This window comes from Demequina capsici (genome assembly GCF_032102965.1).
Taxonomy (GTDB): Bacteria; Actinomycetota; Actinomycetes; order Actinomycetales; family Demequinaceae; genus Demequina; species Demequina capsici.
On record NZ_CP134880.1, the window covers coordinates 1,914,172 to 1,936,482 of the forward strand.

Annotated in this window: 24 protein-coding genes; 10 read left to right on the plus strand and 14 right to left on the minus strand. The window is 71.3% G+C overall.

The genetic code is table 11. The annotated features are described in order from the left end of the window. Nucleotides 1–121: 121 nt before the first annotated feature. Nucleotides 122–877, minus strand: a complete 756-nt coding sequence (locus tag RN607_RS09170) for a hypothetical protein (RefSeq protein WP_313542062.1) — start codon at nt 875–877, stop codon at nt 122–124. Nucleotides 878–1,098: 221 nt separating this feature from the next. Between RN607_RS09170 and RN607_RS09175 the strand changes: the two genes are divergently transcribed. Then, nucleotides 1,099–2,283, plus strand: a complete 1,185-nt coding sequence (locus RN607_RS09175; RefSeq protein WP_313542065.1) for an exonuclease SbcCD subunit D — start codon at nt 1,099–1,101, stop codon at nt 2,281–2,283. Continuing rightward, entirely contained in the window at nt 2,280–5,267 is a 2,988-nt protein-coding gene (locus RN607_RS09180) for an AAA family ATPase (protein WP_313542068.1), read from the plus strand. Before RN607_RS09175 ends, RN607_RS09180 begins: the two co-directional genes overlap by 4 nt. A gap of 15 nt (nt 5,268–5,282) precedes the next feature. On the opposite strand, the gene RN607_RS09185 is transcribed toward RN607_RS09180, so the two are convergent. From RN607_RS09185 to RN607_RS09225, 9 genes are all read right to left on the minus strand, one after another. Beyond that, on the minus strand, nt 5,283–5,993 hold the full coding sequence (locus tag RN607_RS09185) for an energy-coupling factor ABC transporter permease (RefSeq protein ID WP_313542071.1): 711 nt from the start codon (nt 5,991–5,993) through the stop codon (nt 5,283–5,285). Nucleotides 5,994–6,018: 25 nt separating this feature from the next. Next, nucleotides 6,019–6,828: a DUF6390 family protein gene (locus tag RN607_RS09190; RefSeq protein ID WP_313542074.1), complete on the minus strand. Its 810-nt coding sequence runs from the start codon at nt 6,826–6,828 to the stop codon at nt 6,019–6,021. Continuing rightward, nucleotides 6,825–7,760 (minus strand): DMT family transporter, encoded by a 936-nt coding sequence (locus RN607_RS09195; protein ID WP_313542077.1) that lies wholly within the window; start codon nt 7,758–7,760, stop codon nt 6,825–6,827. The genes RN607_RS09190 and RN607_RS09195 overlap by 4 nt, the downstream gene beginning before the upstream one ends. Then, nucleotides 7,757–8,032: a HypC/HybG/HupF family hydrogenase formation chaperone gene (locus tag RN607_RS09200; RefSeq protein WP_313542080.1), complete on the minus strand. Its 276-nt coding sequence runs from the start codon at nt 8,030–8,032 to the stop codon at nt 7,757–7,759. Before RN607_RS09200 ends, RN607_RS09195 begins: the two co-directional genes overlap by 4 nt. After that, nucleotides 8,023–8,562: a hydrogenase maturation protease gene (locus tag RN607_RS09205; RefSeq protein ID WP_313542083.1), complete on the minus strand. Its 540-nt coding sequence runs from the start codon at nt 8,560–8,562 to the stop codon at nt 8,023–8,025. Before RN607_RS09205 ends, RN607_RS09200 begins: the two co-directional genes overlap by 10 nt. Continuing rightward, entirely contained in the window at nt 8,559–9,884 is a 1,326-nt protein-coding gene (locus tag RN607_RS09210; protein WP_313542086.1) for a Ni/Fe hydrogenase subunit alpha, read from the minus strand. The genes RN607_RS09205 and RN607_RS09210 overlap by 4 nt, the downstream gene beginning before the upstream one ends. Next, nucleotides 9,881–10,831 (minus strand): NADH-quinone oxidoreductase subunit B family protein, encoded by a 951-nt coding sequence (locus RN607_RS09215; protein WP_313542089.1) that lies wholly within the window; start codon nt 10,829–10,831, stop codon nt 9,881–9,883. The genes RN607_RS09210 and RN607_RS09215 overlap by 4 nt, the downstream gene beginning before the upstream one ends. A gap of 6 nt (nt 10,832–10,837) precedes the next feature. After that, the gene (locus tag RN607_RS09220) at nt 10,838–11,803 is read right to left on the minus strand and encodes an FAD/NAD(P)-binding protein (RefSeq protein ID WP_313542092.1); all 966 of its coding nucleotides are present in this window, start codon (nt 11,801–11,803) and stop codon (nt 10,838–10,840) included. A 99-nt stretch (nt 11,804–11,902) separates the two neighbouring features. After that, complete coding sequence (locus RN607_RS09225) at nt 11,903–12,424, minus strand: DUF2231 domain-containing protein (RefSeq protein WP_313542095.1); 522 nt, start codon at nt 12,422–12,424, stop codon at nt 11,903–11,905. A 154-nt stretch (nt 12,425–12,578) separates the two neighbouring features. On the opposite strand from RN607_RS09225, the gene RN607_RS09230 reads away from it, so the two are divergent. The 3 genes from RN607_RS09230 to RN607_RS09240 all read left to right on the plus strand — a co-directional run bounded on the left by RN607_RS09230 (nt 12,579) and on the right by RN607_RS09240 (nt 14,374). Next, nucleotides 12,579–13,085 carry a sigma-70 family RNA polymerase sigma factor gene (locus RN607_RS09230; protein ID WP_313542098.1) on the plus strand — a complete coding sequence of 169 codons (507 nt, stop codon included), beginning with the start codon at nt 12,579–12,581 and terminating at the stop codon, nt 13,083–13,085. Further along, complete coding sequence (locus RN607_RS09235; protein ID WP_313542101.1) at nt 13,082–13,759, plus strand: anti-sigma factor family protein; 678 nt, start codon at nt 13,082–13,084, stop codon at nt 13,757–13,759. The genes RN607_RS09230 and RN607_RS09235 overlap by 4 nt, the downstream gene beginning before the upstream one ends. A gap of 99 nt (nt 13,760–13,858) precedes the next feature. Continuing rightward, on the plus strand, nt 13,859–14,374 hold the full coding sequence (locus tag RN607_RS09240) for a COG4315 family predicted lipoprotein (RefSeq protein WP_313542104.1): 516 nt from the start codon (nt 13,859–13,861) through the stop codon (nt 14,372–14,374). Here RN607_RS09240 and RN607_RS09245 read toward each other — a convergent pair. The 4 genes from RN607_RS09245 to RN607_RS09260 all read right to left on the minus strand — a co-directional run bounded on the left by RN607_RS09245 (nt 14,371) and on the right by RN607_RS09260 (nt 17,580). Next, a complete protein-coding gene (locus RN607_RS09245) occupies nt 14,371–15,543 on the minus strand; it encodes a 4Fe-4S dicluster domain-containing protein (RefSeq protein ID WP_313542106.1) in 1,173 nt (390 codons plus the stop codon). The genes RN607_RS09240 and RN607_RS09245 overlap by 4 nt on opposite strands. 71 nt (nt 15,544–15,614) lie before the next feature. Then, complete coding sequence (locus RN607_RS09250; RefSeq protein ID WP_313542107.1) at nt 15,615–16,340, minus strand: hypothetical protein; 726 nt, start codon at nt 16,338–16,340, stop codon at nt 15,615–15,617. Nucleotides 16,341–16,507: 167 nt separating this feature from the next. Beyond that, entirely contained in the window at nt 16,508–17,281 is a 774-nt protein-coding gene (locus RN607_RS09255) for a hypothetical protein (RefSeq protein WP_313496475.1), read from the minus strand. Between the two features lie 77 nt (nt 17,282–17,358). Next, nucleotides 17,359–17,580: a HypC/HybG/HupF family hydrogenase formation chaperone gene (locus tag RN607_RS09260; protein WP_313496477.1), complete on the minus strand. Its 222-nt coding sequence runs from the start codon at nt 17,578–17,580 to the stop codon at nt 17,359–17,361. Between the two features lie 200 nt (nt 17,581–17,780). On the opposite strand from RN607_RS09260, the gene RN607_RS09265 reads away from it, so the two are divergent. From RN607_RS09265 to RN607_RS09285, 5 genes are all read left to right on the plus strand, one after another. Beyond that, entirely contained in the window at nt 17,781–18,632 is an 852-nt protein-coding gene (locus RN607_RS09265; RefSeq protein WP_313542109.1) for a Sir2 family NAD-dependent protein deacetylase, read from the plus strand. A 99-nt stretch (nt 18,633–18,731) separates the two neighbouring features. Next, nucleotides 18,732–19,301, plus strand: coding sequence for a hypothetical protein (locus RN607_RS09270; protein ID WP_313542112.1), 570 nt, complete (start codon nt 18,732–18,734; stop codon nt 19,299–19,301). A 107-nt stretch (nt 19,302–19,408) separates the two neighbouring features. Next, nucleotides 19,409–19,729 carry a helix-turn-helix transcriptional regulator gene (locus RN607_RS09275; RefSeq protein ID WP_313542115.1) on the plus strand — a complete coding sequence of 107 codons (321 nt, stop codon included), beginning with the start codon at nt 19,409–19,411 and terminating at the stop codon, nt 19,727–19,729. Further along, nucleotides 19,726–20,967 (plus strand): type II toxin-antitoxin system HipA family toxin, encoded by a 1,242-nt coding sequence (locus RN607_RS09280; RefSeq protein WP_313542118.1) that lies wholly within the window; start codon nt 19,726–19,728, stop codon nt 20,965–20,967. The genes RN607_RS09275 and RN607_RS09280 overlap by 4 nt, the downstream gene beginning before the upstream one ends. Nucleotides 20,968–21,070: 103 nt before the next feature. Then, nucleotides 21,071–22,264: an exonuclease domain-containing protein gene (locus RN607_RS09285; protein ID WP_313542121.1), complete on the plus strand. Its 1,194-nt coding sequence runs from the start codon at nt 21,071–21,073 to the stop codon at nt 22,262–22,264. The last annotated feature ends 47 nt before the right edge of the window (nt 22,265–22,311 follow it).

A 22,311-nucleotide genomic window follows, 5' to 3' on the forward strand; every position in this document is an offset into this window, starting at 1 on the left:
CGCTGCGCGGCCCATTGTGCCCGAATCGCGCGAACGGTTCAAAGCCGCGCCCTGCGGGTGACTCAGTGCCGGTTTCAGCAGCTCGCCGCGCCCTGCGGGTGACCCAGTGCCGGCCAGGCCGTCACCCCGTGTAGTTCGGCTGCCCAGTCACCGGATCCGCCGGATCCGCCGTGGGCGGCGTCGCGTCATCCGTCGCGCCGTCCGTGACCTCCTCCGTGGGCAGCTCCGAGCCGGACGGAGTCGCTGAGCACCAAGGCGTCGCCGTGACGGTCACGCTGGGCGGTGTCGCAGTCACGGTCGCCGTCTCGGTGGCGGTCGCCGTGACCGACGCGGTCGTGGTGGCGGTCGCCGTGACCGACGCAGTGGCCGTCGCCGTCGCCGTAGCGGTCGCCGTGACCGTGACTGTGGGGCCCGTGGCCGTCGGCGTGGGCGTGGTGGCGCTCGGGGTGGGCCACGGCGTCTGGGCTCCGCCGCACACCTCGCCCGACCCGGCGATGTCGAAGGTGCGGGTGCCGACCACCGCGCCTGAGCCGTCCACCTCGACGAACGTCGCGGTGATCCTGTAGTCGTAGCCGGCGTCCGGCAGGTAGGACGACGGCACGGTGATGTGATAGCCCATCGCATCGCTGTCGTTGTCGACAGAGAAGGCGGAGTAGACGATGCCGCTCTGGTCGAGGATCGACGCGTCGTACTCCCAGTGGCCGGGTTCGGGGTTCTCGTTGTAGGTGATCGCCGCACTGAAGTCGGTGCCGCAGTTCGCGTTGATCGTGAAGTTCGGCACCGTCACGTCGTCGATGGTGGCCACGTAGACGAGCCGGGCGGCGGCGAGCAGCGTGGCGGCAGCCGCCGCGACGAGAAGTCGATACTGCAATGCCACGCCCCTTCGTCCAGTCGTCGCTCCGCGCACGGCATTCTGCCGAGGCAGGCCGCCGTCGTGCCTGATGCTGCGCGAGCGCCCGCCCCCACGGGAGACTCCGTTCTCTTTGATGGTGACCCGGCGCGGCGCGGCTCGCAACTATTGCGCACCTGACTCGCATCTGGGGGCGCGCATCGGCCGCCTCCGGTCCCGAAGTCAGGGACCACCGATAGCCTCGAGCCATGCGCCTCCTGCACACCTCCGACTGGCACCTGGGCCGGACGTTCCATGGCCACAGCACGGACGCTCACCTGGAGCAGGTGCTGGACGCGCTCGCAGCGGCCGTCAAGGACCGCGGCGTGGACGCTGTGATCGTCGCCGGCGACGTCTTCGACTCGTCCACTCCTAAGGCCGAGGCGTTCGCGATGCTCAACCGTGTGGTCGCGGCGGTACGGTCCGTCGGCGCGCAGGTGGTGCTCACCTCGGGGAATCACGACGGGCCGGCGCGGCTGGGCCACATGGCTGACTTCGCCGCGTTCGGAGGGGTGCACGTGCGCACCGACCTTGCGCGGCTCGCGGATCCTGTGCTGCTGACCGACGAGAACGGCCAAGTCGCGATCTACGCCCTCCCGTACATCCACCCGGAGTTCCTGCGCGCGGCCTACGGCGACTTCGGCGGCAGCACGCATGCGCAGGCGCTCTCGTTCGCGATGGACCTGGTCCGGGCAGATTCCGAGGCGCGGCGGGCCGACGCTCCCGGCCTGCGGACGGTCGTGGCGAGCCACTGCTTCGCGGCGGGTGTCGAGGCGACCACTGAGGACTCCGGCAGATCCGAGGAGCGCGACATCACCAGGGGCGGTCTCAACATCGTTCCGTTGAGCGTGTTCGACGGCATGGACTATGTGGCGCTGGGGCACATCCATGGCCGCCAGACGCTGACGGAGCGCGTGCGGTACAGCGGTGCTCCCCTGCGGTTCAGCTTCGGCGAGCGGGCGAGCGCCAAGGGCGCCTGGCTGGTGGATCTGGACGCTCACGGGTTGGAGCGGGTGGAGTGGCTCGAGCTTCCCACGCCGCGTGCCGCGGTGCGCCTTCAGGGCACTCTCGAGGCGCTGCTCGCGGACGGGGCGCACCCGGAGGCGGTGGACTGCTGGGTGGAGGCGGTGCTCACCGACGACCAGTTGCCGCGTGAGGCGATGCGTCGCCTGCAGACGCGGTATCCGTTCGCGGTGACGCTCTCGCATCGCCCTGCTGGGAGGCATGATCATGGCGACGCGACGTATGCCACCCGTGTCGAGGGCAGGTCCGATGCCCAGATCGTCGACGAGTTCCTCACGTTCGTGCGCAACGGCCAGGGACCCACCGAGGCCGAGCGCGCCCTGCTGCACGACGCGTTCCAGGCGCTCGAGGTGAAGGAGGCGTCGCGGTGAGGATCCTGAGCCTGGAGCTGGAGGGCTTCGGCCCGTTCCTTGCCCGCCAGCGGGTCGACTTCACGCGCTTCGATGCGGAAGGCCTGTTCGTCATCTCGGGCAGGACCGGCGCAGGCAAGAGCACGCTGCTGGACGCCATCTGCTTCGCGCTGTACGACAAGGTGCCCAGGTACGACGGCGCCGACAAGCCGGTGCGCAGCCACTTCTGCTCCGAGGACGATCTCACCGAGGTGGCGCTCGAGTACGAGCTGCACGGCATCCGCTACCGGATCGTCCGCTCCCCCGCCTTCGAGCGCACCAAGAGGCGTGGCGGCGGCACCACCACGGAGAAGGCGTCCGCGGCGCTCTACGTGCTCGGCGACGGCGCGCCGGTGCCGCTCGCGACCATGCCCCGCGAGGTGGCCGAGCAGGTCGCCACGACCGTGCCGCTCACCGGCGAGCAGTTCCTCCAGGTGATCCTCCTGGCACAGGGTCGGTTCGCCGAGTTCCTCAAGGCGGACACGGCAGAGCGCCGGTCCCTGCTCCGCTCGCTGTTCGGCACGCAGCGGTTCGAGGACCTGGAGGCCCACCTCCGGGATCTCGCAAGGGCGGCGGTCGCCAGGGTCGAATCCGCGGACGCCGCACTGGACGCGATCGCGGGCCAGGCCGCGGCGCTCGTCGGGCTCGATGTCCCCGCCTCGGCGGGGCGGGCGGCGTTCTTCGCCGAGCAGCTGCAGCTCCTCGAAGCGGCCTCGCAGTCGGCCGCCGAGGCACGCGTTGCCGCCACCGATGCCGCGCAGGTCGCGTCCGACGCTCTGTCGACAGCAAGGTCGGACGAGGACGCCCGTCGTCGGCTCGCGCAGGCGCGCGCGACGCTCGAGGCGCTCGAGGCCGATGCGGCCGCCCACGCCGTGCGCGAAGGTCGCCTGACGGAGGCGAGGCGAGCCGTGCCCGTGGCGGGTCCGCGCCGCATCGCGACAGCGGCTGAGTCGGCGCTGGCGCAGGCGCAGGCATTCCTGACGCGCGCTCGTGACCTGGCTTCGGCCGACCCGGCACTGGGGCTCGCCTGGCCGGACGGGCGGCTCACGGAAGCCGACGAGGCAGCGCTCCAGGCCCGTGCGACGGTGCTACGGACGGGTCGCGCGGAGCTCAAGGCGCCGCTCGAGGCCGAGCTCTCCCTGGCGCGCCTCGAGCGGGAGGTGCAGGCAGCGACGGACAAGGTCGCGCACGTGCGGGAGGCGCAGGCGTCCGCGCGCGCGCAGCTCGAGGCCCTGCCAGGCATGGAGCGGCCGCTGCGGGAGCAGCTCGACACGGCGTCCGCACTCGCGGCGCGTATCGAGGACCTGGCCACCGCGGTGCAGCGGGCGGAGGCGACGGTGACGGCCCGTGCGCGCGTCGCCGCGCTGGAGGAGCAGGCGCCCACGGTCGCGGCGGCAGACGCGCAGGCAGCGGCGGATCACGCGTCCGCGTCCGCGGAGTACAGCGCCCAGGTGCAACGTCGCCTGCTCTCCCAGGCCGCGCACCTCGCGGACGCGCTCGTCGACGGGGAGCCGTGCCCGGTGTGCGGCGCGCACGACCACCCGTCGCCGGCGGCACCGACCGACGACCATGTGACCGACGAGCAGGTGGACGCAGCCTACGAGCGGATGCAGGCCACCTCGGCGCTCGCCGAGCGCGCCCGCGAGGCGCGGCTGGACCTGGACGGCAGGGTCGCGTCCGCGCGCGGGCAGGCGGGCGCTGGCACACCGGACGATGCGAAAGGGGCCCTCGAGGCGGCGCGAGCTGCGCACGCCGAGGCGGTCGCGGCGGCCGGTGAGAGGACTCGCCTCCAGGGGGAGCTCGCCGGGCTCGAGACCCAAGGCGCCGCTCTCGCAGAGGCGCTGACTGCGCACGAGCAGGCGATCACGGCGGCCGAGCGCGACGGCGCCGCGGCGCGCGCGATGCTGGGGTCGGCCCAGGAGCTCGCGACTCAGCGTCCCGACGGCTACGACTCGGTTGCCGCGTACGCGACCGCGCTGGACGCCGCCATCACCCTGATCGACGGACTGATCGCCGCCACGGACGCGGCAGCGGACGCCTCAGCGGAAGCCGACTCGGCCCGTGCCGCGCTTCACGAGGCGCTCGAGTCGTCAGGCTTCGCCTCGGCGGAGCAGGCCGCCGGCGCAGAGCTGCCTGCCGCCGAGCTGGCTGCGCTGGAAGGTTCAGTGGAGGAGCATCGCGCGGCGCTGGCCTCGGCGAGCGGTGTGGTCGCCGAACTCGCGGCGCAACCTGTCCCCGCCGAGCCGGCAGATCTCACGTCGCTCGAGGCCGCGGCTGCGCAGGCGGGGACCGCGCGGGACTCCGCGGTCGAGACGGCTACGACCACCGCCGGCCGTGCTCAGCAGCTGGCAGGACTGGCGGGCGAGCACGCCCGGCTGGGTGCGTCCACTCAAGCGGCACGAGACGAGCGCGACGTGATCCTCACCCTGGCGGACAGCGTCGAGGGCAAGGCCCCGAACGACCGCCGCCTGCGCCTCGAGTCGTTCGTCCTCGCGTCCAAGCTGGAGCGGATCGTCGCGGCCGCGAACGCGCGGCTGGAGACCATGTCATCCGGCCAGTACCGCCTGGAGCACGACGACTCCGCGCAGTATCGCAACAAGGAGACGGGGCTGGCGTTGCGGGTCGCCGACGCGCACACGGGACGGTCGCGCGACACGCGTTCGCTGTCCGGAGGCGAGACCTTCCTCGCGTCCGTCTCGCTTGCGCTCGGGCTGGCGGAGACCGTGTCCTCGGAGGCGGGCGGCATCCAGCTCGACACGCTGTTCATCGACGAAGGCTTCGGGTCGCTCGACGAGGACACGCTGGAGGTCGCCATGTCCACCCTGGAGGACCTGCGGGATCAGGGCCGGACCGTCGGCCTCATCTCGCATGTGGAGGCCATGAAGGATGCGATACCTGCCAAGCTCGAGGTCGTGAAGGCTGCCGACGGGTCCAGCAGCATCCGCATGCAGGTGTCGACCGGCTGAGGGCCGGAGGACGCCCTACGAGACCTGTGCTGCGGTGCCGTCGAGCGCGGACTCGGCCTCGGTCAAGGCCACCGCCCGAGCGGCTCTGACATGCGCGGCACGGCTCCAGGCCACTCCGATCGCCACCAGCGCCGACGTCACGGCGGCCTCCATCGCACCCCATGCGGCATGCGGAGCGACCACCTCGCCGAGCACCAGGCCCGCCCCTCCCCCGACGATCGACACGACGGTCAGCGTCAGCGCCGACGCCATCACGCTCGCCCATGCGCCGAGTGCCGACGCCGGTACGCGCCACCATGAGGTGGGTGCCCCGGCATCCGCGCCGCGCCACCCGGCGAGGACCGCGAGCGCACCGCGGTACACGCCGTACCCCGCGAGCACCCCGACCACTCCCATGACCAGCACGTTCACCCCGAGCGCGGAGACTCCGCCGTCGCCCCACCCGACGGCCTCAAGCGCGAGCACCGCAGCCATGGTGAGCATCGCGAGCCACGGCCCCAGCGCCACGGCCAGCAGCGTGCCGCCGATCAGGTGAGCGGTGTACGGGCCGTAGAGCGGCATGTCGGCCAGATGCGCCAGCAGGACGATGCCTGCGCCGCCGACCGCGAGTCCCCAGCGCGCGTCGCCGCGTCTGAGCTCCCTCACCGACCAGGCGATGGCGCCCGCGGACGCCGCTCCTGCGACGCTCAGCGTGACAGGGTCGAGCACTCCATCTGGCATATGCATGATGCCTTCCTCCTTCTCTAGCCCTTCAGGCGAGCACCGTTGCCGGTGCCGAGTACGCGCATGCGTTGACCGCGGCGAGCTCCGTGGCGGTGGACCGTCGCAGGTCCGCCAGGTCGACGGCGCTCAGCCGGTCGCAGATCCAGTCCCAGTGGAGCGAGACGACGTCGCCGGGCTCCACGGCCCTCGCGAGTCGCAGGCCACCGCGCCGGAGCCGCATCGGTTCCAGGCGGGGCGGTGCGAGCATCAGCCGTCTCCCGTCCCACGCCAGGCGCGGTGTCTCCACGAGGACGCTCTCTCCGTCATCCACGTCGATGGCGACGACGCGCCCCCAGCTGATGCGGCATCGGTCCAGCACCTCGAGCGGAGCATCGCCGTGTCCGCCGCGCAGCAACCCGACCCAGGGGTAGACGCCGAAGACGTGGAAGCTGTGGTGCGGCGTGGCGCCGTGGGTCACGGCAGTCGCGAGTCGCTCGAAGTCGAGCCGCGTCAGGCGCGGCCGGAATCTCGATTCGAGCGAGCTCACGAACCGCCGTCCGCCACAGCGGACGAGCAGGGGCCCTCCGAGCCAGTAGGTGCGGACGACGACCGGGTCGAGCGGGGCGCGTCCGAGGCTTTCTCCGATCAGCTCGAGGTAGGGCCAGGCGCCTTCGAATCCGCGGGCGACCTCGGCGAGCGCGGCTCCGGAGGCGCGCATGCTGACACGCTCGAGCAGCTCGGCGGCGCGATCGGGACCGCAGTAGCCGCGCTCGTTGGGCGGGAACGCGTAGCGACCGAACAGGACCGCGCCGTCTGCCTCGGGGGCGTGGGCGGCGGGTCTGACGGCGGTCGCGGTCATGTGGCCACCGGCCTCCGTGTCGCGGCGGGACGTGGCGCCATCCACACGAGGCCGCCGCCCAAGGCGATCAGCGCCAGCCAGGGGGCCTGGGCTGCGAGCGGTGCCGCGTTGAATGCGCCGGACAGGGCCGCGGTGACGAGGGCGCCGAGCACCAGCACTGCGGTGACGTCGATGGCGGGCGCCCGCCACAGCGCCTGATGCCAGGTGAGCACGTAGGCGGCGAGCAGCACGCCCGTGACGGCCACCCACAGCCACTGGTCGCCGGTGCGGGGCACGACGGCCGGGAGCGCACCGGTGAGGAGCGCCCACGTGAGCAGCGCGACCGATCCGCCGACCATCCGCACCATCGACACCGTCCAGGGTGTGACGCCGGTCAGGAGTCGCTTGGCCACGATCACCTCGACGGCCCACATGAGCGTGGCGGCGAGGATCAGCAGGGTGCCGATGTCGAGTCGCAGGCTGACGCCGCCGGCGAGGCCCAGCTGCCCGAGCACGAGCAGTGCGATCGCCGCGCCGTGCCACACCGTGAGCCGTTCCTTGAGGAGGGGTACCGCCAGCAGTGCCACCCACACCACCAAGGTCTTGTGGAGGAAAGACGCCTGGGTGGACGCGGTGCTCGCCAGCCCTTGGAAGAACAGCACGAACGGCACCGCGCCGCCCAGGATCGCGATGTACGCGTAGGCCCACCGGTGGCGCGCGGTCGACGGGCGCGTGAAGGCGGTCGGGCCGACGCCTCGTGCGTGCTCCACGGTGAGGCGCCTGGCGATCATCCAGACGGCGGCGATCACGAGGGCCGACGCGACGTTCTTGGCGGTCGTGTACGCGGTGGCGTCGCCGTAGGCGGCCACGCCGTGGGAGTTGACCCAGATGGACACGCCGGAGATGCAGGCGGTCACGGCGGCGAGCGTCAGCCCCCTGGTTCGGGTGGTCATGGCAGCACCTCCGTGTCGAGCAGGTTCGGCGCGCGGAGCCCGTGCCGTGGCGGGACGCTGTGGGTGGCGCGGATGCTGAGGGCGTCGGCGGCGTCGGGTGCGGTGAGCCTGCCGAGCGCGAACCCGGAGTGGACCACCACCCAGTCGCCGGGTGCGAGCGATCCGCCGGTGGGCGTCATGTCGAGCACCTCTCTGCGGCGACCGTCGGAGTCGATGACGGCGCTGCCGTCGTCGTAGACCTGGACGATCTGGGCGATCTCACCTAGGCACATGGCTCCACCTCTGCATGAGTGTCTGTTGTCGGGGCGAGCCGCAGCGCCGCCGTCAGCTCGGCCTCCACGGTCGCGACGGCGTCGTCGATCGCGTCCTCGACCTGCGGCGACATGGGTCCGTGGGCGAAGCTGGCGGCTTCGACGCCGACGATCACCACGACCTGCGGCAGGGTGCCGAGCACGCGGGCGAGCTCGACGGCGCCTGCCACTCCGAAGGCGTGGCTGCCGCCGCGACCCGACGCGGTGAACGCATGCGTCGGCAGGGGCGGATCCGCTGCCCCTGCCCGCGTGACGCTGACCGCGCCGGGTGGCGCGCCTGAGACCACCGCGTCGGCGACGACGGCGGCGCGGTGGCCGTCCCAGACCTGGACCAGGGCGGTGGGGTCCTCGCGCGTGACCACGGTGAGGTGGTCGCCGTGGCGGGCGCGGACGCGCGCGACGATCGCGGGGCCGACGGCGTCGTCGCCTCGGTCTGGCTGGCCCAGGCCGATGAGGATCACGTCGGGCCGGCGCGGCGTCGTGGCGGTCATGGCTGCTCCGCGGAGGTGGTGCGCTTCACCCGGAGGTCCAGGAAGTGTGTGGCGCAGGAGATGCAGGGGTCGTAGTTGCGGATCGCCTCCTCGCAGCGGTGCGTGAGCATGTGGTCGTCCAGGTCAACCCACTGTTGGGCTGCGAGGCGCAGGTCGGCTTCGATGCTCGCCTGGTTCTGGGAGGTGGGTGGGACGATCTGGGCGTCTTGGATCACGCCGTCGGCGTCGATCCGGTAGCGGTGCCAGATGGTTCCGCGTGGGGCTTCGGACGCGCCGACACCCTCGCCCGCTCGTGGCGCGGTGGGCACGGATGGCGCATGCCCGTCGCGCCACTGGTCGATGATCCGCACTGCCTCCTCGAATGCGTAGGCGAGCTCGACGGTGCGGACGATGATCGACTTGAACGGGTTGCGGCAGGTCTCCCCCAGGCCCGCCTTGAGGGCCGCCTCCTGGCAGCGCGGGGACAGCTGGTCGAAGTTGTTGCTGTAGCGGGCGAGCGGCCCGACGAAGTAGGTCCCGCCGTCGAAGCGGGCGTGGAGCGCGTGGGAGTGCTGCACATGGAACTCCTCGATGCGCTGCGGGATCTCCGCCACGGGGAAGCGCACGCCGTCGCTGGCGACCACCTCGGTGCCACGCTCGAGCGGATACCAGTCGGGATGCCGCAGCGAGACGTACGTGTAGTCCTGCTCCATCTCTGGGAAGTCGAACCCGGCCACGAGCTGGACCGCCGCGAATGAGTCCTCGACGCCCTGTTCCAGAGCGGGGCGGAGCGCTTCGAGCTCGCTGACGGTGGGCATCCTGTAGAAGCCGCCGACCTTGACGTTGACCGGGTGGATGGCGCGCCCTCCGACGAGCTCCATGAGGTCGTTGCCGGCCTTCTTCAGCCTGAGGGCCATGTTCACCACGTCGGGATGGTCCTTGGCCATCTCCAGCACGGACTCGTAGCCCAGGAAGTCGGGCGCGTGGAGCATGAAGATGTGCAGCGCGTGGGACTCGATCCACTCGCCGCAGTACAGCAGCCGGCGCATGAGCTGGATCTCGGGCGTGGTCGTGATGCCGCAGATGGTCTCCATGGCCTCGGTGGAGGCGGACTGGTACGCGACGGGGCAGATGCCGCAGATGCGTGCGGTGATGTCGGGAGGCTCGGTGTACTTGCGGCCGCGCAGGAAGCCCTCGTAGAAGCGTGGCGGCTCGAAGATGTTGAGCTTCACGTCGACGACCTGGCGGTCCTTGATCTCGATGTGCATGCCGCCTTCGCCCTCGACGCGGGCGAGCATGCCGACGTTGAGCACCTGGCCGCCGTCCTTGAGCTGGTGGGTCATTCCGGCCCCCTCTCCTGGACGACGCCGTCGGCTCGGGCCGCGGCAGCCGCCGCGGCCTCGGAGCGTGCGGCCACGCGTTCGGCCACCTCGTCGCTCGCGGCGGCGAACGCGGGAGCGCCCGCGTTGAAGGTGCGGTAGACGCGGATCACGTCGTCGTCGGCCATGCCGAGCTCCACGAGCTGCTTGGTGAGCGAGGCGGTGTTGGCGCTGTCCTGCGGGCCGAAGCAGCCGTAGCAGCCGCGCCCGTACGACGGGCAGAGCGCTCCGCAGCCGGCTTGCGTGACGGGGCCGAGGCAGGGCCTTCCGGTGGCGACGGGCACGCAGACGTTGCCCTTGAGCTTGCATTCGACGCACACCGAGTAGGTGGGGATGCGAGGCTTGCGTCCGCCCAGGAATGCCGCGAGCACCTCGATGAGCTGCTTCTTGTCCACGGGGCAGCCGCGCAGCTCGTAGTCGACGTCCACGTGGCTGGCGATCGGCGTGGAGGTGTCGAGCGTCCTGAGGTATTCGGGGTGGGCGTAGACCACGGAGCGGTACTCGTCCACGTCCGCCCAGTTGCGCAGGGCCTGGATGCCGCCGGCGGTGGCGCATGCCCCGATCGTCACGAGCACGCCGGACTGGGCGCGGATCTCGTGGATGCGCCGCACGTCGTCGGGTGTGGTGATGGAGCCTTCGACGAGGCTCAGCTCGTACGGACCCTCGACGACGGCCCGCGTCGCCTCGGGGAAGTACGCGATGTGCACGGCCTCGGCGATGCTGAGCAGCTCGTCCTCGCAGTTGAGCAGGCTGAGCTGGCAGCCGTCGCAGGACGCGAACTTCCATACCGCCAGCTTGGGCCGTGCGGAAACGACGGGTGTGCCGGCGTCGTGGTCGTGCGCGTGGGGGTGCGCGTGCTGCTCGGCCGCTCCCGGCTGTCCGGCGAGGCCGTGCTCCGCGGTGGTCGTCATGCCTGATCAGAGCTCCCTCACAGTCATGAGCGGCTCGAGGCGCGCATAGTCGAGCACGGGCCCGTCCACGCAGATGAACAGGTCGCGCAGCTGGCAGTGGCCGCACAGGCCGATGCCGCATTTCATGGATCGCTCCATGGACAGCCGGATGCGGGTGGCGGGCACGCCTCGGCTGGTCAGGGCCGACGCGGCGGAGCGCATCATCACCTCGGGGCCGCAGACGAACGCCCACGCGTGACGCGGGTCGAAGCCCGCACGCGTGATCAGCTCGGTGACGAAGCCGACCTTGCCCTTGTATCCGTAGGGTGCGTTGTCCACGGTCATCTGCACGTTCACGTCGTCAAGGTCTGCCCAGCGTCGCATCTGCGCGCCGTAGAGGATGTCCTCCGGAGTGCGGGAGCCGTACAGCAGCAGCACCTTGCCGTACCTGTCCCGCTCACGCAGCACGTCCAGGATCGCCGGCCGCAGCGGGGCCAACCCGATGCCGCCGGTGACGAAGACGACGTCGTTGCCCTTGGCGTCGGCGGCGTCCCAGGAGGTGCCGAACGGGCCTCGGACGCCGATCTCGGTGCCGGGGTGGGCGTTGACCAGGGCTCGCGTGACGGCGCCGACGTTGCGGATGGTGTGCTCCAGCGGTGCCGGCGTGCCGTCGACGGTCACGGCTCCCGGGTCGCCTGAGATGGAGATGGGCACCTCTCCCACGCCGAACGCGTGGAGCATGGTGAACTGGCCGGCCCTGAACGTGAGTGGATCGCCGTCGACGGGGTCGAGCAGCAGTGTGAACGTGTCGCGGGTGTCCTGACGCACGCGGGTGATCGCGTAGCGGCGCGGCACCATCGGGTCGTGCGCGGGGTGCGGCCGGTCGACGACGGCGGTCGCGGTGGAGGTGTGCGGGGCGTCGGAGGTCGCGCTCGCGTGGGCCACAGCGGCGAGGCCGTGGTCCTCTTGCCCGGATTCGCGGATGTCACCCATGACATGCCTCCTTTGCCGACGCTAGGCGGCGATTCGGAGGGCGCGAGGGACTTTGGTCCGGGGTACCGGGGGTGACGAGGCATGACGACGGTGACGGCGCTACCCGAGGATCGCCCCCCACACGGCGCGGGCGCCCGTGTCGCCTGCGAGCACGACCGCCGCGAGCGTTCCTAGCCCGACCAGCACGACCAGGCCGCTGAGCAGCCAGCCGACGGCGCGCAAGGTTCGGCGGTCGACCCGTGTCGGGGTGCCCGTCGCGCGCCCGGCGGTGCCCGCGCGCCCGGCGGTGTCCGCGCGGCGGAACCACGCCCACTGCGCGAGCGAGACCACCGCGAGCGCGACCACCCACGGCAGCAGCGCCCGGCCCCGCGCCTCGTGCGTCAGGACCGCCGGGATGGGCCCCACCAGTTGCTTGAGCTGCTCCCCTGCGCGGATGGTGACCGGCACCAGCACCGCGACGGCGACTGCGAGCAGCGGCGTCACGACGCCAAGCCTTCGCCGCAGGCCTGGCCAGAGCTGCGAGGCCATCGTCGCGCCGACCGCCAGCGGCACGAGCACCACCACGGCGTGCACCAGCAGCGGATGCAAGGGCAACCCGCCCACCTGCCACGTATCGTCCATATGTGGGACACGGAACGGCGACGACGCCGGTTCACACGGATCCGTCGTCCGGCATGGAGCGTGGCGGCGGTCGCGGTGAACCTGCGGGCCGTGCGTCTCGTGTTCCCCGCAGGTGGCGCGTCGCGCGCGCCCTGAACGCGGAGGGGAGAGTCGGGTGACCGTCGACAGGCAGGATGCGCTGCGAGAGCTCGACCGCCTGCACTCCGCTGCGATCTGGAGGTACGTGGTGCACCTCACCGGTGATGCGGCGTCGGCCGAGGACGTGGTGCAGGAGACGCTGCTGCGTGCGTGGCGCACTCCGCACATCCTCGACGAGGACCCGACCGCCGTACGTGCGTGGATGTTCACGGTGGCACGCCACCTGGTGGTGGACGAGGCACGGTCGGCACGCCGCCGCCATGAGACACCTGTGGACGCCGTGCCCGACTCGACGAGGGACGACGCCACGGACGGGCTGTTCGACTCGATGCTCGTGGGCGATGCGCTCGCATGCCTGTCCGACGAGCACAGGGCGGTGATCATCCGCGCCTACTATGGCGGGCGCTCCACGGCAGAGCTGGGCGCCGAGCTGCAGATCCCCGAGGGCACCGTGAAGTCGCGGCTGCACTACGGTCTGCGCGCGCTGCGGCTCGCACTCCAGGAGCGGGGGGTGACGCGGTGAGCGCCGATCACGATCGTCTTGCCACGTGGGATGCGTCGTACGTGCTGGGAGCGTTGAGCGCCACGGAGCGGCACGAGTACGAGCAGCATCTGCAGGGGTGCGAACGCTGCCAGGCCGCGGTCGCCGAGCTCGCCGCCCTGCCCGGCCTGCTCTCCCGCACGCGCGGCCTGCTGGACCCGGACGCGGCGCCTGCGGACGCTCCCCCGCCTGCCGACCTGGCAGCACGGGTGATCAGGCTCGACGCGCATCGCAGGCGGAGGGCGCGCGTGCGCGCTGCGCTGGCGATCACGGGCGCTGCCGCGACCGTCGCGCTCGGCTTCGGCGTGGTCGGGGCGCTCGACCATGCGCCCGCACCGGAGGCGACGGCCGCGCTCGCGCCCGTGGGAGATTCGTCGCTCACGGCGTCGGTCGCGCTCGATGCGGCGGCGTGGGGCACGCGGCTCACGATGACCTGCACCTACCCCGACGGCTCGCAGGCCTACGGCCCACAGACGTACGCGCTCGTGGTGACGGACGATGCCGGCGAGGCGACGACGGTGTCCACGTGGACGGCGGTGCCGGGCCGGACGATCGAGCTGCAGGCGGGGACGGCGGTGCCGCTCGACGACATCGCCGCGATCTCCGTGCAGGACGCGAGCGGCGCCGCGGTGCTCGAGGGCACGGTCGCGCAGTAGGCGCGGACGGCTGCGTGCCGACGGTCGACCGCAACGGCTGAACCGATGGCGCACCTGCCTCGTGTCCTCCCCGTAGGCGAACATCGAGGAGGACAGCTCATGAATGCGATGCGGATCTTGGGAGCGACGGCGGCGGCCGCCCTGATGCTGGCCGGCTGCTCGTCGGGCACCGACGCACCGGTCGTCAGCGAGGCGGACGGCGGAGCGACGTCGAGCGCCACCGCGTCGGGCGGCGGGACCATGGACAGCGGCGCCGGCACCATGCTGGAGACGGCGCAGACCGACCTGGGGACGATCGTGGTCGACGGTGACGGCATGACCGTCTACCAGTTCGACTCGGACACCCAGGGCAGCGGATCGTCCACGTGCACGGGCGGGTGCCTGACGAACTGGCCGCCTGTTCCCGCAGGCAGCGACGTCGCGGCAGAGGCGGGCAACGGGATCACGGGCGAGCTCGGGTCGATCACCGGCACGGACGGTGCGCCGCAGCTCACGCTCAACGGCTGGCCGCTGTACTACTTCGCGGGCGATTCGGCTGCGGGCGACGTCAACGGGCAGGCGGTGAGCAACGTGTGGTGGGTGCTGACGCCTGCGGGTGAGCCGATCCGGGGCTAACCCACCGCACCGACGGCGCCGGCGGCGGTCGCCATCCGCCCGAGCGCGGCCGCCTCCTCCGTGATGTCGATGCCGGCGGGGCACCACGTGATGCAGCGACCGCAGCCCACGCAGCCGAGCATGCCGAACTGGTCCTCCCATGCGGACAGCTTGTGGGTGATCCATTGCCGGTAGCGGGCCTTGGTGGACTCCCGAGTGGGGCCGCCGTGGATGTAGCTGAAGTTCTCGGAGAAGCACGAGTCCCACACGCGATGGCGTGCGGCGTGGTCCCCGGTGAGGTCGGAGACGTCCTGGACCGTGGTGCAGAAGCAGGTGGGGCACACGAGCGTGCAGTTGGTGCAGGCGAGGCAACGGCTGGCGACGTCCTCCCAGCGCGGGGACTCTGCGGAGGCGCGCAGCACGTCGTGCACGTGCGCGGCGTCGACGGCGCGGGTCTGCTTGGCCGCGGCGGCGTCGGTGACGGCGATCGCGGCGGCACGGTCGGCGTCGTCCCCGGCGGTGGTGGCGATCGCGTCGGCCACGTTCCTGCCCCGGTCGGTGCCGACCTCCAGGATGAATCGGTGGTCGCCGTCGGCGAGGATCTCGGTGAGCAGCAGGTCGTAGGACTCGGCGCCGGTCTGCGGATCCGTCTGCGCGGGGCGCGGTCCGGTGCCCATGGAGGCGCAGAAGCAGCTGGCCGCCGGGTCGGAGCAGGCGACGGCCACCACGAACGTGCCGTCGCGTCGGTCCACGTAGTGGGCGTCGATGTGGGTGCGGCCGGCGAGGACCCGGTCATGGATCTGCACGGCGCGCAGGTCGCAGCTGCGCACCCCCAGCAGTGCGATGGGGGCCGAGTCCGGGATGTCCCGTTCCACGGTGAAGTGACCGTCGCGCTCGTGGTCGCGGCGGCCGCGCCACACGACCTCCTCCGCGGGGAAGAACACGGGCTTGCTCGACTGGGCGGGGGCGGCGAAGCCGAAGTACGCGTCGTCGCCGCGTTCGCGGAGCCGGTAGGCGGCGGCGTCCTGGCTGTCGCCGACTCCCTGAGGGAGGTCCGAGGCCGAGCGGATCTCACCGGTGACGATCGCATCGCCCCGGGGCGTGGGCCCGACCACTCGGAAGCCGCGCGAACGCAGCTCCGTGATGAGCGCGTCGAGGCCGGAGGGTCTCAGAATCCTGATGTCGCCCATGACATGCCTCTCAGTGCGAGGCTAGGACGCGGCACCTGCGCCGCCCGGGACCTTGGTCCGGGGCTGAGGGATCAGGCCTGGTTGACGTCCACTTGTGGAGAGTCGCCCTCGAGGAGCAGCGCCAGCCGATCGGCGATCATCACGGACAGGTCCGCAGTCCGCGTGTAGTCGAAGGGCGCACCGGCGAGCGCGATGAGCGCCGCATCGGTGAGCTCCGCGACGGCGCGCGCCGTGTCTCCGGTCTTGGACAGCGCGTGTCCCGTCGCGGCGCCGAGCGAGGCGCGCAGGTAATGCCACGAGACCGGCGGCAGCGGCCACGGCATGGCGAAGAGCTCGCCGGGGGCGGTGTCCTCCACGCTCACGGGGATGAAGCCCGGCCGGTGCGCATGGCCGTTCGCCTTGGTGTGCGTCGCGGCGGTCTCGGCCGCATACCTGCACGGGCAGCCGACGATGCTCGCGAGCACGGACCGGGAGTCGAGCGCATGCATGGCCGGCGCCAGGACGGCGAGCGCGACGCGGGGCCGGCCCACGGCGATCAGCCCTGCCGCGCATCGGCTCGCGGTCGCCGCGAACAGGTACGCGTCGCACGGGCTGAGCTCGTCCAGGTTGTCGATGGTGCACAGGGTCATGGCGCATTCGCCGAGCAGTGCCTCTTCGTCTCCCCCGTCGGCCTCAGCCTCGAGCGAGTGCGCGATCAGCGCCTGAGCGAGCCCGAGCCGCACGGAGATGTCCGCCGGCTGCTGCCTCATCGCAGCCCGCCAGATGGCAGGGCTGGAGAGCCCCCTGCTGTACTGCATATGCGTCACCCTTCAGAGCCGCCCGCCCCCGGTGCGACCTCAAGGCACTCACACTAAGCCAGGCGGGTGACGTACGCCACACCGAGTGTCACCAACGGACGCCGATAACGGCATCGGGTGCCGCGAGGCGTCCAGAAAGGGTGGCGCGACGCGTGGACTCGGAGCGGTCAGGGCGCGGTGGTGCGGCCCTGCGGCTCGCTGCCCTGGAACAGCTGCTCAAGCCTGCGTCCGATGGTGGAGGACAGGCTCACTGTGCGTGCGTAGTCGTATGGCGCGCCGGCGAAGGCAACCAGCAGGGCCTCGCTCAGGTCCGCCTTCGCCTGGTCGATCTCGCCGACCGCGGCGCGCGCGCAGCCCTCTGCCAGCGCGACCGACGCGCGCAGGTAGTGCCACGACATCACGGGCAGCGGCCAGGGCGTGGGGAACACCGCTCCAGGCGCGTCGTCCTCGGGGCTGCAGGGCTTGTGGGCGGCCGCGCTGCGCGCCACGCCCGACCTTCGCGCCGACGCGGCGAGCGCCTGAGACTTGGCGCGACTGCCAGCCTCGGCCTCCTCTTCTGAGCCAGGTAGCAGCGGCTTTGCCTGAGGAGCCGACGTTCCGGCCAGGTCGGACCGGGAGTCGAGCAGGTAGCGCGCGGCCGCCAGCATGCCGAGCGCGAGGCGAGGCCGACCGGCGGTCACGAGCCCGCTCGCGCACCCCGCCGCGGTGCCTGCGAAGAGCATCACCTGACCGCTCGACAGCAGGTCCAGGTCCCCGACGGCGCACAGGGTGAAGGCGCATTCGGCGAGGAACGGGGAGCCGTCCTTGCCGGAGCAGGAGACCTTGATCGAGTGCGAGACGAGCGCCTTCGCCAGGCCGAGCCGCATGTCGGGATCCCAGGGACGGGACTCCACCGCCTGCCGCCATAGCTCGGGGTCGTTGACCCCTCCGCCGATCTGCATTCCACTCACCCCTCTGCGTGTCACCCCATGCCGGGACGGCCCCCTTTCCGAAGCATAGGGCCCGAGTGTGACATGTGTCACACCTCGCGTGAATGGCCTGGCGCGAGGACCTCCGCGACCTCCTTCTCGGTGAGCCTTTCGAGCGCGAACCCTGCCTTGACGACCACCCAGTCGCCCGGCTCGATGTCCTCGTCGACGAACGTCATCTCGAGGACCTCCTGACGCTTCCCATCGACCTCGACAACCGCGCGGCCGTCCCTGTGGACCTCCAGGACCTGCACCACCGTGCCGTGCTCCATCGCACTGCCCTCTTCTCCCCTGCCTGAGGGGGCTCATGGGGACCGCGCATCGTCGTTGAGGCGCGTCTGCTTCGACGCTAGGACCGTGCGTGGTGGGCGTCAAAAGATGACCCCGCTCGAGCGCAGCGGCCGCCACGGCGTCGAGCACCGCGACGCACGTGCGACCATCGGTGTGTCGGTCCGGCGGCGGGAGGTGGTGCGTGACGATCGAGGGCATCGAGCGTTCGGAGCAGACGCACGACGTCGGGCGAGCCGTCGCGGCGCTCGCAGGGCGCAGCATCGGCGTCCTGACAGGCGCCGGCCTGTCGACGGACTCCGGGATCCCCGACTATCGCGGCGCGAACTCGCCACGCCGCACCCCCATGACCGTGCACGACTTTGTGGGGGACGAGGCGAAGCGCCGCCGCTACTGGGTCGGTTCGCACCTGGGGTGGAATGCCTTCGCCAGCACGCGCCCGAATGCCGGGCACGCGGCGCTCGCCGAGCTCGAGCACGCGGGCGCGGTGGCAGGGCTGGTGACCCAGAACGTGGACGGGCTGCACCTGCGCGCCGGCTCACGGCGCGTGGTCGAACTGCACGGCAACATGCGGGGCGTCACCTGCCTGGACTGCGGCGCACGGTTCTCCCGCGACGCCGTGGCCGCGCGCATCGAGCGCGACAACCCGGTGCTCGCGGTGCCCGACGCGGTGGAGCTGGGTCCCGACGGCGACGTGCTGCCGAGCACCTGGGAGAGCATCACGGTGCCGTCCTGCACCGTGTGCGGTGGCGTGCTCAAGCCCGACGTGGTGTTCTTCGGCGAGTTCGTGCCGCCCGCGCAGCGGCGTGCTGCGGACCAGATCGTGGACGGGGCGGAGGCGCTGCTGGTCGCCGGTTCGTCCCTCGCGGTCAACTCGGGGATGCGCCTGGTGGAGCGTGCGCATCGGCGAGGCATGCCCATCGTGATCATCAACCGCGGCCCCACCAAGGGCGACCGGCGCGCCGACGTCAAGATCGACGCAGGCACCAGCGAGACGCTCGAGGCGTTGGCGGGGGTGTTGACGGATTCCGTCTGAGCGGCCGACGCCGCGCCCTCCCCTTGCGCGGCGACCGACGCTTGCTAGCCTCGTCGCAGTGCTTCCCACGCGCGGGAACGAAGCGTCAGGGAGGTGTGCATGTCCGGGTTCGCCGTCGTTGATCTGGAGACGACAGGCTTCGCCTACAACTCGCGCGACCGCATCTGCGAGGTCGCGGTGGTGCTGGATCGGCGGATCTCGGCGGCCGAGCGGGTGGCGCTGTCGTCGTTGGCAGGGGCGCTCGGGCTTGGGGCAGGCGATGTGGCGCGGCTGAACCGCCGCTACCTGCTGGGTGTGGTGGACGCGGTGTGCGCGGACCACGTGCTAACAGCCGACGACCGGGCCGCGATCATCCAGCTCGCCGGGCTGCTCGATCTCGAGGAGCTGGAGGTCGAGGCGTTGCTGACCTCGGCTGAGGGACGGGTGTCCTCGGTGGCTGGCGACGTGGAACTGCGGCCCGGGGATCGCATCGTGCTGACCGGGATGTCGATGGACCGGAAGCGGGAGCTCACGGTCTTGGCTGAGGCGCGCGGGCTCGTGGTGTGGCCGAACGTGACCAAGCGTGTGCGCGCGGTGGTGGCGCAGGACCCCGCTTCCCAGTCGGGGAAGGCGCGAAAGGCGCGGGAGTACGGGATTCCAGTGGTAGACGACGCAGTGCTCGCCCTGTAGGTGTCGCGCACGCCGCAACTCCACGACGCACCCACCACCTTGCATATATGTCAGATCTGACCTATAAAGGGTCTTAATGCTTCATTTTTGACATGTAAGGATCTGCGATGGCGACAAGAACCTCGAGCGTGGCTCCGTTGCCGGTACGGCGCGCTCTGACTCAGATGGGCGAGGACCTCGCGACCTGGCGCAGGCTCCGCCACTTGACGGTCGCCGAGGTCGCGGACCGGGCGGGCGTCGGCACCTCCACGGTCATTCGACTTGAACGGGGCGAGGGTGCGTCGTTGGCGAACACGCTCGCGGTGGCGCGTGCGCTCGGTGTGCTCGACCTCATCGCAGGGTCCGTGGACCCGTATGAGACGGATCTTGGCCGAGCACGGGCCGATGAGACCCTTCCCCGCCGCGTGCGTCGGAAGGCGGCACCATGACCGATCCGATCGAGGTATGGACGGACGAGGGGACGCCGACGCGCGTCGGATCGCTCTACGCTCACCGTCGCCGCGGCACGGAGAGCGCCTCCTTCTCCTATGACGGCACCTATCTCGCGCAACCTGCCGCGTGTGCGTGGGGGCCACAGCTGCCGCTCTCGGCCGCACCACATCACACGCCCGCCGGTCAGAAGCTCTTCGGCGCGTTCGCAGATGGGGCACCCGACCGTTGGGGCCGCACGCTGCTGGTCCGCCAAGAGGCTCGGCTCGCCCGCGAGGAGCGGCGTCAGCCGCGTTCGCTCGGCGAGACGGATTTCCTATTGGGCGTGCGGGACGACCTGCGCCAGGGCTCCCTCAGGTATCGACTCGACGACGGCCCCTTCCTCGCCACCGACGTCGACGGCGTGCCGCTGCTCACCGATCTGCCCGCGCTGCTCAACCTCGCCCACCAGGCTGAACGCGACGCCGTGACTCTGCCAGACCTCAATCGCCTCGTGCTCGCGGGCGGCTCCCTGGGCGGCGCACGCCCCAAAGCGCATGTGATCCAAGCCGACGGGCGGCTCGCGATCGCGAAGTTCCCCTCAGCCGATCGCGACACGTGGGACGTGATGGCGTGGGAACGTGTGGCCTCGCTCCTCGCCTCCACAGCAGGCATCGACGTGCCGGACTCGGCACTGCTGGAGGTCGCTGGCCGCAGCGTCCTCGTGACGTCGCGATTCGACCGGGTGGGCACCGGGATGGACGCACGACGCGTGGGCTACGTGTCCGCGATGACGATGCTGGAGGCGGACGACGGCGACGTCGCCTCGTATCTGGATATCGCAGCCGTCGTCGAAGAGATCTCGGACCGGGCCTCCGCCGATCTGGAGCAGCTGTGGCGGAGGCTGCTGTTCTCGGTGGCGATCGGCAACACCGACGATCACCTGCGCAACCATGGCTTCCTGCACCAGGCTGGTCGCGACGTGTGGCGGCTCAGCCCTGCGTTCGACATGAACCCCGACCCAACACCAGGCCCGAAGCATCACGCCACCTCCATCGACGGGTCGGACTCCCCCGCGACCGTCGCGTCGGCGATGGCGGTGGCACGAGACTTCCGGCTGCGGGCCGACGAGGCAGAACGGATCGGCGGCGAGGTGCTGAGCGCTGTGGGACGGTGGCGTGAGAGTGCGCGCTCGGTGGGGCTTTCCGCGCGGGCGATCGAGGCGATGGCGCCAGCGTTCGACGCGTTGGAGACCTGACCCTTGAGAGGTGGCAAGCCACGAGTGCGACGGGAAGCCGGGCATCGGCCCCTCGCACCCCGACGCCCAGTAGCCTCGTCCCACGCGAGCAGAGAGGTCCGTCATGTCCGGGTTCGCCGTCGTTGATCTGGAGACGACAGGCTTCGCCTACAACTCGCGCGACCGCATCTGCGAGGTCGCGGTGGTGCTGGTGGACAGGGACGGGCGGCAGGAGGGCACGTACTCGACGCTGGTGAACCCGCAGCGGGATCTGGGTGCGCAGCATGTGCACGGCATCTCGGCACGGGATGCGCGCCTGGCGCCGACGTTCGACCTGATCGCCGGGGACCTAGCCTCGTTGCTCGCGGGGCGGGTGTTCGTGGCGCACAACTCGACGTTCGACGCGTCGTTCCTCATCGCAGAGTTCGCGCGGGCCGGCTGGCCGCTGTCGCTGACCCGCGAGGAGACGCTGTGCACGATGCGCCTGGCCGCCCAGTACGGGGCGCCGGCGAAGCTCGGCGACTGCTGCCGTCACTTCGGCATCCCCCTGGACGACGCGCACGAGGCCTTAGCCGACGCCGTCGCCACAGCTGGATTGCTGGCTCGGTACATCGAGGAGTCGCCTCGGCGGGACGAGTGGGATCAGTGGCTGGAGTTCGGGGAGTCGCTGCGGTGGCCTTCTCCCCCGCGATTGGCGACGCCACCGTTCGCGCGCGGGTCGGCCTCGGCGGGCGGAGATCTGTTGGCGGGGGTGTCTTCGTCGCTTTCGTCGGCGGCTTCCGGAGCGGCCGACGTGGTGGGGGCCGAAGATTACCTGGATCTGCTCGACCGGGTGCTGCTGGATCGGCGGATCTCTGCTGCTGAGAGGGCGGCCCTGTCGTCGTTGGCAGGGGCGCTCGGGCTCGGGGCTGGCGATGTGGCGCGGCTGAACCGCCGCTACATGCTTGGCGTCGTCGAGGCGGTGTGCGCGGACGACGTGCTGACGGCCAACGACAACGCTGCGATCATCCAACTCGCCGGGCTGCTCGATCTTGAGGCGCTCGAGGTGGAGGCGCTGCTGGCGTCGGCTGAGTCGCGGGTGTCCTCGGTGGCGGCGGAGGTGGAACTGCGCCCTGGTGATCGGATCGTGTTCACAGGCATGTCGATGGACCGGAAGCGGGAGCTGACGGCCTTGGCTGAGGCGCGCGGGCTCGTGGTGTGGCTGAACGTGACCAAGCGTGTGCGCGCGGTGGTGGCGCAGGATCCTGCGTCGCAGTCGGGCAAGGCGCGGAAGGCTCGGGAGTACGGGATCCCGGTGCTCGGCCAAACCACGATCTAACTGTCCAGGAAGTCGGCGCAGGCCGCTTCAAAACGGCGAATACACGG

Bases quoted from the DNA above. Each gene is read 5' to 3' on its own strand.
- RN607_RS09175 (WP_313542065.1), top strand. From the start codon at position 1,099: ATGCGCCTCCTGCACACCTCCGACTGGCACCTGGGCCGGACGTTCCAT.
- RN607_RS09185 (WP_313542071.1), bottom strand. From the start codon at position 5,993: ATGCATATGCCAGATGGAGTGCTCGACCCTGTCACGCTGAGCGTCGCA.
- RN607_RS09190 (WP_313542074.1), bottom strand. From the start codon at position 6,828: ATGACCGCGACCGCCGTCAGACCCGCCGCCCACGCCCCCGAGGCAGAC.
- RN607_RS09195 (WP_313542077.1), bottom strand. From the start codon at position 7,760: ATGACCACCCGAACCAGGGGGCTGACGCTCGCCGCCGTGACCGCCTGC.
- RN607_RS09200 (WP_313542080.1), bottom strand. From the start codon at position 8,032: ATGTGCCTAGGTGAGATCGCCCAGATCGTCCAGGTCTACGACGACGGC.
- RN607_RS09205 (WP_313542083.1), bottom strand. From the start codon at position 8,562: ATGACCGCCACGACGCCGCGCCGGCCCGACGTGATCCTCATCGGCCTG.
- RN607_RS09210 (WP_313542086.1), bottom strand. From the start codon at position 9,884: ATGACCCACCAGCTCAAGGACGGCGGCCAGGTGCTCAACGTCGGCATG.
- RN607_RS09215 (WP_313542089.1), bottom strand. From the start codon at position 10,831: ATGACGACCACCGCGGAGCACGGCCTCGCCGGACAGCCGGGAGCGGCC.
- RN607_RS09220 (WP_313542092.1), bottom strand. From the start codon at position 11,803: ATGGGTGACATCCGCGAATCCGGGCAAGAGGACCACGGCCTCGCCGCT.
- RN607_RS09225 (WP_313542095.1), bottom strand. From the start codon at position 12,424: ATGGACGATACGTGGCAGGTGGGCGGGTTGCCCTTGCATCCGCTGCTG.
- RN607_RS09240 (WP_313542104.1), top strand. From the start codon at position 13,859: ATGAATGCGATGCGGATCTTGGGAGCGACGGCGGCGGCCGCCCTGATG.
- RN607_RS09245 (WP_313542106.1), bottom strand. From the start codon at position 15,543: ATGGGCGACATCAGGATTCTGAGACCCTCCGGCCTCGACGCGCTCATC.
- RN607_RS09250 (WP_313542107.1), bottom strand. From the start codon at position 16,340: ATGCAGTACAGCAGGGGGCTCTCCAGCCCTGCCATCTGGCGGGCTGCG.
- RN607_RS09255 (WP_313496475.1), bottom strand. From the start codon at position 17,281: ATGCAGATCGGCGGAGGGGTCAACGACCCCGAGCTATGGCGGCAGGCG.
- RN607_RS09260 (WP_313496477.1), bottom strand. From the start codon at position 17,580: ATGGAGCACGGCACGGTGGTGCAGGTCCTGGAGGTCCACAGGGACGGC.
- RN607_RS09270 (WP_313542112.1), top strand. From the start codon at position 18,732: ATGTCCGGGTTCGCCGTCGTTGATCTGGAGACGACAGGCTTCGCCTAC.
- RN607_RS09275 (WP_313542115.1), top strand. From the start codon at position 19,409: ATGGCGACAAGAACCTCGAGCGTGGCTCCGTTGCCGGTACGGCGCGCT.
- RN607_RS09280 (WP_313542118.1), top strand. From the start codon at position 19,726: ATGACCGATCCGATCGAGGTATGGACGGACGAGGGGACGCCGACGCGC.
- RN607_RS09285 (WP_313542121.1), top strand. From the start codon at position 21,071: ATGTCCGGGTTCGCCGTCGTTGATCTGGAGACGACAGGCTTCGCCTAC.